At 43.0% G+C, this 7,527-nt stretch carries 5 protein-coding genes; 4 read left to right on the top strand and 1 reads right to left on the bottom strand.

Annotated elements, in window-relative coordinates:
* Window positions 1–891 precede the first annotated feature (891 nt).
* Entirely contained in the window at window positions 892–2,388 is a 1,497-nt protein-coding gene (locus tag LI82_RS12085; RefSeq protein ID WP_048196091.1) for a 2-isopropylmalate synthase, read from the top strand.
* Between the two features lie 385 nt (window positions 2,389–2,773).
* Here LI82_RS12085 and LI82_RS12080 read toward each other — a convergent pair whose 3' ends face one another.
* The gene (locus tag LI82_RS12080; RefSeq protein WP_048196089.1) at window positions 2,774–4,030 is read right to left on the bottom strand and encodes a hypothetical protein; all 1,257 of its coding nucleotides are present in this window, start codon (window positions 4,028–4,030) and stop codon (window positions 2,774–2,776) included.
* Between the two features lie 113 nt (window positions 4,031–4,143).
* Between LI82_RS12080 and LI82_RS12075 the strand changes: the two genes are divergently transcribed.
* Genes LI82_RS12075 through LI82_RS12065 form a run of 3 tightly spaced genes read left to right on the top strand, consistent with a single transcriptional unit; the run spans window position 4,144 to window position 7,439 of the window.
* Window positions 4,144–4,899: a TatD family hydrolase gene (locus LI82_RS12075; RefSeq protein WP_048196087.1), complete on the top strand. Its 756-nt coding sequence runs from the start codon at window positions 4,144–4,146 to the stop codon at window positions 4,897–4,899.
* Between the two features lie 21 nt (window positions 4,900–4,920).
* Window positions 4,921–5,556, top strand: coding sequence for an MBL fold metallo-hydrolase (locus LI82_RS12070; protein WP_048196086.1), 636 nt, complete (start codon window positions 4,921–4,923; stop codon window positions 5,554–5,556).
* Between the two features lie 11 nt (window positions 5,557–5,567).
* Window positions 5,568–7,439 carry a YgiQ family radical SAM protein gene (locus LI82_RS12065; RefSeq protein ID WP_081955838.1) on the top strand — a complete coding sequence of 624 codons (1,872 nt, stop codon included), beginning with the start codon at window positions 5,568–5,570 and terminating at the stop codon, window positions 7,437–7,439.
* The last annotated feature ends 88 nt before the right edge of the window (window positions 7,440–7,527 follow it).

The raw sequence follows: 7,527 nt of genomic DNA, 5'->3' as shown, positions 1-7,527 counted from the left end.
GAACATTTAACTCGCATGGCTTAGTCGAATACCGATAGCAGTAACCTCTGGCAGGATCAACCAGAGTTATTTGTTAAAGCACACAAAATTTGGAAGTTAACTAAGAATTGTCGGAAAAGAACTCTTTTGTTTAATTAGAGAGTTGTTTTCTTTGCACAATAGTTGGTTAGTTCTTTTGATAGATAAAGTCACTATCAGTCAGAATTAACCGAACTGCCACTTTCAACGTCAGACCGGAAAAGCTCCGGTCTCCACTAATGATTTTGAAATGGAGGTGATTGAAATTCCACGCACGTTGTGCGGGATTCTCATAATACATCTCATCGCATATATACCTTCCGAATCGGAAGATTGTGACACATTTTTGGAGAATGTGTCGATATACGCAAAATGTATGACGTTTTTCGAACTCTCAGTAGATCGTGTCAGAATCGACAGCGACCAGCTCACTGAGAGCACCCCTACAATAGCTCACTCGTATTTATACGTTGTGTGTCAATATGTGACACGGATTTATATCCAAGGGTGATTGAAGGCTTTTTCCGACAACATATATACCAAATTTCCAGTGAATCAAAGGCTTCTTTCAAATGTATTTCCATGCTTGAAATAATAAGGAAATCGGGATCAGAAAAAGTGAACAATTGGAATATATCAAATGATCCGGTACAAAGAATTCATGATGAAACTTGCTCTGGCATACCTAGAATGATCCTGACCTGCCGTGACATTGCTGAAGTACAACACATTATAAACACATTCTATATAGTGACCTCCTAAAGAAACCAATACAACCACCATTTCCTATTTATACCATTAATCATGTAGATTATACGATCATTATGGATACAACTACACAACTGAGGGATCGCTTTTTACGGCGATAAACCGATTCAAGACCGAAAGATAAGCATTTTTGACACGACCCTTCGTGACGGCGAACAAACCCCCGGTGTATCCCTAACTCCTGAGCAAAAGATTGAGATTGCTCATCAGCTTGCAAAGCTTGGAGTGGATACTATCGAGGCAGGATTCCCGATCGCCTCTGCAGGTGATATGGAATCCGTGCACAATATCGCAACCGCAGGCCTCACATCAGAGGTATGTGGTCTTGCACGTGTACTCACAAAAGACCTTGATGCCTGTATCCAGGCAGATGTAGGAATGATACACACCTTCGTTTCCACATCTGATATCCAGAGGATACATACTATTAAGAAGAGCCGTGAAGAAGTCATTGAAATGGCGACCAATGCCGTAGAGTACATCAAGGACCACGGCATGCGCTGCATGTTCTCTGCAATGGACGCGACACGAACAGATATGGACTATCTGATCGAGGTCTACAAAGCAGTAGAGGATGCAGGGTGTGACATCATCAACGTTCCTGATACCGTGGGAGTGATTGCTCCATCAGGCATGTATCGTCTCATAAGTGAACTGGACAAGGACATTAACATCCCTATCGACACTCACTGCCACAATGACTTCGGACTTGCCGTAGCAAACAGTCTGATGGCCATAGAAGCCGGTGCAAGCCAGGCACAGGTAACGGTCAACGGACTTGGAGAGCGTGCAGGAAATGCCGATCTTGCGGAGACAGTAATGAGCCTGCGCTCCATCTATGGTGCAAAGACGAACATCAACACCGAATACATCGTTGAAACTGCGCGTATGGTAGAACGATATACAGGAGTAGCCATTCCACCGCATATGCCGATCGTCGGAGAAAACGCATTTGCCCATGAATCAGGCATACACACACACGGCGTCCTCGAAAACTCCGATACATTCGAACCCGGCATCATGACACCGGAAATGGTGGGCCATACACGCAGGATAGTACTCGGAAAACACGCAGGCAGACATGCAGTTCTCAGATCACTTCAATCTGCGAACATCCATCCTTCCGATGAACAGCTCGATGCCATCATCGACAAGGTAAAACTGCTTGCAGACAAAGGCAAACGCATAACCGATGCCGACCTCTATGTAATAGCATTCGATATCCTTGGTAAACCTGAAGGAATGCCAACCATCGATCTCAAAGAGGTGAGCGTGATGACAGGAAATGTCACCACATCAACAGCTGTTGTAAAGGCTCTGGTCAACGGAACCGAGCGTATCACATCCGATGTAGGTGTCGGACCTGTGGATGCAGCCCTGAAAGCCGTTGAGACCCTCATCGGAAAACATGCAACCAGCGTAAGCATACATGACTTCAGAATAGAAGCTGTGACCGGCGGTGCAGATGCACTTGCAGAGGTCGTTATCGGCGTACAGGATGAAAAAGGCAGAATCGTCACAGCCCGCGCAGCAAACGCGGATATTGTCCTGGCTTCTGTAGAAGCGCTCGTAACAGCTATTAACATGCTCCTTAAGACGTAAGGACTTTTACGAGCAGTTTAATAATGGATGTCATGAGCCTTATCTTAGGCTTGTGACTTCCATAGAAACCATCAATAAAGCTTCACACAATTGTGAAGCATTACTGTTTTTGACGATTTTATTGCATTTAGACAAAAAATTAATTAAAAGATATAGGGTTAAACACAGATTGTATTTCATCAATGCGTGACTTTGTGGCATCGAGTAATTCCTGTATCCCTTTACGTTCTTGATACAAATCAAATTTCACATCATCGTTAATTGCTGCTTCTATTTTCCGATTTATATCTTCAATCTAATCTTCATACTTGATTACATCCCATTTTAGATCATCAGATTCTTCCACAGCATCATACATTTCTTGTGTGATCATACCTACCCTCAATCAAATTCTAAATGACAACAATTTAATACTTTTTTGCCTCGGCGAGTATACTGCACCTACATTTACCAATTTAGCAATAGCATCTGAAAGTGCTTTGGGAGAAAGGCGTGTGATTTTTTCAATATCTGCAATGTCAATAATCGTGTCCACACCAAAGTATTGTTCCATCTCAAGATAGAGATTTTTAGCATTTTCAGGTAGTCGGAAAATTTCATTTGTTTCAAGATTGGAATCTCTAAATTGTTGAGAATGGTGAAACATGTCCAACCAATTATTATAACCATTGTCTACATCATCAACAGAAACTTCTGATTTAAAATTCATTCTAGCAATACTAGATGCTATCTTAGGAGCCGCATCGCCCAAGTCTTGTTTGTATGAAAACGTATCTGCATGAGTGAACGTTTCAATCATATCATAAATACGATCAGTAAGGCGTTTCTCAGCTTTTTTTGTAATTTCCGGTTGAAACATAAGAGAATCAATCAATTGTGCCCGAGCAAATGGGATTTCAAATGTAATATCTTTTAAATATTCATCTCTACGCCTTGTATCAATATCAAATGTTACTGGAACATGTACAAACATTTCTTTTGGATTAAATATTGACAAATTCACTTCCAAGCTATCTTTTGGATTTACATTCTTTTCAACTTCAAGTGAATTGTAATAATATGCAGATTTTGTCGATTTAAATTCCTTTGGTATAATTCTCATTATAGACTTGAAGTGCTCCCAGCCACTTTTTTTAGAGATGATTCCTGAATCAATACCACCTTTTTCATTAATACCAACTGCATTCGAAGAAACAGAACACAATGCAAGTGTCTGTGCTATTTCATCTATATTCTCAGCTTCTTTTTTAAAAGGCCTTTTAAAAAAATCAACATATTCCTCTGAGTTCATAACCTTTCGATGAAGTAGCTTTTTTGGATCTGCCTTTTCCCAGGATCTTACATACTTCACGTTAGTATTGACTAAATTGTTCATTCTTCCACTAACAACTCTTTCAAGTTCAAACGATGTCACTTCAATAAATTCATTTTTAGCAGGAAGGGGAACATCTGAATCTCTTATTGCATAGATTTCTCTTTTTGGGCTTTGAAGAAACGGAGATGGATCAAGATAAAAGATAGAACGACTTCTCCCATCAAACCTCACAAACCCGATTTCATCTTTTTCAAAGATAAGATTGTGTTCGAATCCTGATAATTCATATCCGAATTCGCGGGTTTTCAGAGTTTGTCGAACAGCCATGAAACGAAATTCTGTTTATTAATTAATAAGGGTTGTCGTGTTAGATCTTTTAAAGCAATATAACTGAAAACGCTCGTAACAGCTATTAACATGCTCCTTAAAACATAAGGAGCATGCAAGAGGTCATAGATTCACACTGTCACCTGGATTTCCCGAAATTCAAACGTGACCGTGAAGAAGTAATTGAAAGAGCACGCAATGCGGGTGTTGTTGAAATGGTCAATTCAGGTATTGACCTTAAGACGAACATCTCAACACTCGCACTTGCAAAACAATACGATTTTATTCATCCTACAATAGGCCTTAGCCCACTTGTTGTTTCTCATTACGGTAACGAAGTCGCCGACGAGATCCTTCTCCAGCTTGAACAGGAAGCTGAGAACAGTGTCGGCATCGGCGAAGCGGGTCTTGATTACCACTACTATAAGGATAGCAAGGAAAGGGAACACCAGAAAGAATACTTCCAAAAGGTCATCGAGATAGCAGACAGTTATAATAAACCCCTCATTATACATGGAAGGGAAGCCGAAGAGGATTCTTTCGAGATGGTACGGGATCTTGATAAGGTCATCTTCCATTGCTACGGAGGCTCAGTAGAGACCGCCAGCATGATAACAGATGCCGGATACTACATCTCAATCCCCACCATTGTATGTTTTTCAGATCATCACAGGTCCATAGCTGAAAATGTACCCCTTGACAAAATACTGATCGAGACCGACAGCCCTTACTTATCTCCCAGAAAGGGACGCAATGAACCTGCATTCGTGCTGGACATTCTTCCGGTGATTGCAGAGGCAAAGGGAATTGAAGAAGAAGCAATTGCAAAGGCAACCCTTAAAAATACAAGAAGTGTATTTGGTCTTTAAGATAACAAAAGGAGATACATAATGAAAGTTCAGAGGATCAACACATCACCATATGCATCCAATTCATACCTCATCAATGAAAAGATACTCATCGACCCGGGAATGGATACGAGCAAGCTTATCCAAAAGCTGGAAGAGCTTACCGACCCAAGGAATATCGAACTGATCATCCTCACCCATGGACATTTCGATCACAGTGCAGCTGCAAAACCTGTGGCTGAGCTCTGTGACGCACCCATAGCGATACACAAGGACGATGCTGCATCTTTGAAAAGTGAGGAGACAAGCGCATCCATGTTGTTCTCATCCCCGGCACCCAACTTTGAACCGGATATACTCTATGAGGACGGCGACATCATCCGGATAAGTGACACAGAAGCACTTCAACTGATCCATACACCCGGACATACCCCAGGTGGTATCAGCCTCTATGAACCTTATTCCAAAGGGCTCTTTTCAGGGGATACCGTGTTCCCTAATGGCGGTATTGGACGTACTGATTTTGCAGGAGGTAACATGGAAGAGCTCTCAAGATCCATTGAAAAGCTCACCGATCTGGACGTTATCACCCTTTACCCAGGACACGGTCCTGTAACCAGTGAGGACGTGAATAAACAGATACTCCTGTCCCTGCAAATGTCAAAATCATTCCGATAAAGAGAAAGATCATGTCAGGAAAAAAACGTAAACAAAAAGGCTCTTATGAGTCTGGATTCCTCCCCATGGACCGCAAAGAGTGCAAAAGACGCGGATGGGATGAGCTTGATATCATCATCATTTCCGGGGATGCATACGTAGACCATCCAGGCTTTGGTGCAACGATAATAGGCCGTGTCCTCGAAGATGCCGGTTTTAAAGTAGGTATCATCGCCCAGCCAGAATGGGATAATACCGATGACTTCATGAAACTTGGCAGACCACGCCTCTTTTTCGCAGTAGCTGCTGGCAACACTGACTCAATGGTCAGCAATTACACACCTGCACTCAAACCCCGGCCAAAGGACCTGTACTCCCCCGGAGGCAAAACCGGAATGCGTCCGAATCGTGCAACTGTCGTTTATTCCAACAGACTGAAGCAAGCATACCCTGACGTACCGATAGTGATCGGAGGTATCGAGGCATCCCTCCGCCGTTTTGCAGAATATGACTACTGGTCCGACAAAGTAAGGCAATCCGTACTTGCAGATGCTCCTGCGGACCTGCTGGTCTATGGAATGGGAGAATTGCAGACCACAGAAATTGCCCGAAGACTTGATGCAGGCGAGGATATCAGCAGCATAAGGGATATCAAGGGAACTGCCTGGAAGCTGGAAGTGAAAAAGTGGAAGGAAATGAAGACAAGTGAAGATACCACTTTCCCTTACGTGGAACTTCCTTCCTACACAGAAGTATCATCTGACAAGCAACTCTATGCAAAAGCATTCAAGCTGATGTATGAACAGCAGGACCCTGTCAGAGGCATAGCGCTAATACAGCCCCATCCAAAAACAACCATCATCCAGAACCCTCCGATGAGGCAGCTTTCACAGGAAGAACTTGACCATGTCTACGAGTTGCCATACACAAGGGAAGAACATCCCTCTTACAAGGAAAAAGTGCCGGCACTGGAAACTGTTAAATTCTCAATTACAACTCACAGGGGTTGCTTTGGAAGCTGCTCTTTCTGCGCCATAACCCAGCATCAGGGACGTACCGTTTCAAGTCGAAGCATCGAGTCCATAGTGCGTGAAGCACACTTGCTTACGAAACTAAAAGGATTCAAAGGCAATATAATCGGAGTCGGAGGTCCCAGCGCCAACATGTATGCCATGAAGTGCAAGAAATGGGAAAAGAGCGGAGCATGCAAGGATAAGCTCTGCCTGTATCCTGAACCCTGCCCCTCCATGGACACATCCCACAAAGAGAACATAGAGATGTTACGTCTCCTCCGGGAGATCCCCGAGGTAAAGAACGTCTTTGTAAGTTACGGTGTACGTTATGACCTTGCACTTCTCGACCCTGAATATATCGAAGAGCTATGTGAACATCATATCAGTGGACAGCTGAAGATCGCTCCTGAACACTATTCTAAAGAGGTTACCGACTGCATGAAAAAGCCTGGAAAAGAGGTTTTCGAGGAATTTGCCGACATCTTTGAGAAGACGAACAAGAAGCTTAACAAAGACCAGTATCTTGTGACGTTCCTCATGTCAGGACACCCTGCCTGCACCATGGAAGACATGGTCGAACTGGCAGAGTACATAAAGGAAACGAACAGGTATACTGAACAGGTGCAGGACTTCACACCAACACCCATGACAGCTGCCACCTGCATGTTCCACACAGGGCTGGACCCCTTCACGGGGAAGAAGGTATATGTAGCTACATCACGAAGGGAAAAGAACATACAACGTGCTATGATGCATTACCGTGACCCCCGAAACCAGAGCCTTGTATACGAAGGTCTCAAGCAGGCAGGTCGAGAGGACCTCATCGGAAATACATGGAACTGTCTCATATCAAGAAAAGGAAAGAAAACGTCATCATTTATAAAAAGATGAATGATTTTATAACATAAGAATAAACGGTAATACTTGAAAGAATAAGAAAATAGCAAATGTGGCGCTATTGCTATCTAAAATAGTAAAA

The sequence above is a fragment of the Methanococcoides methylutens genome (assembly GCF_000765475.1).
GTDB lineage: Archaea > Halobacteriota > Methanosarcinia > Methanosarcinales > Methanosarcinaceae > Methanococcoides > Methanococcoides methylutens.
Note: the sequence above shows the minus strand (reverse complement) of the source record. Positions and strands in the feature narration are given on the sequence as shown.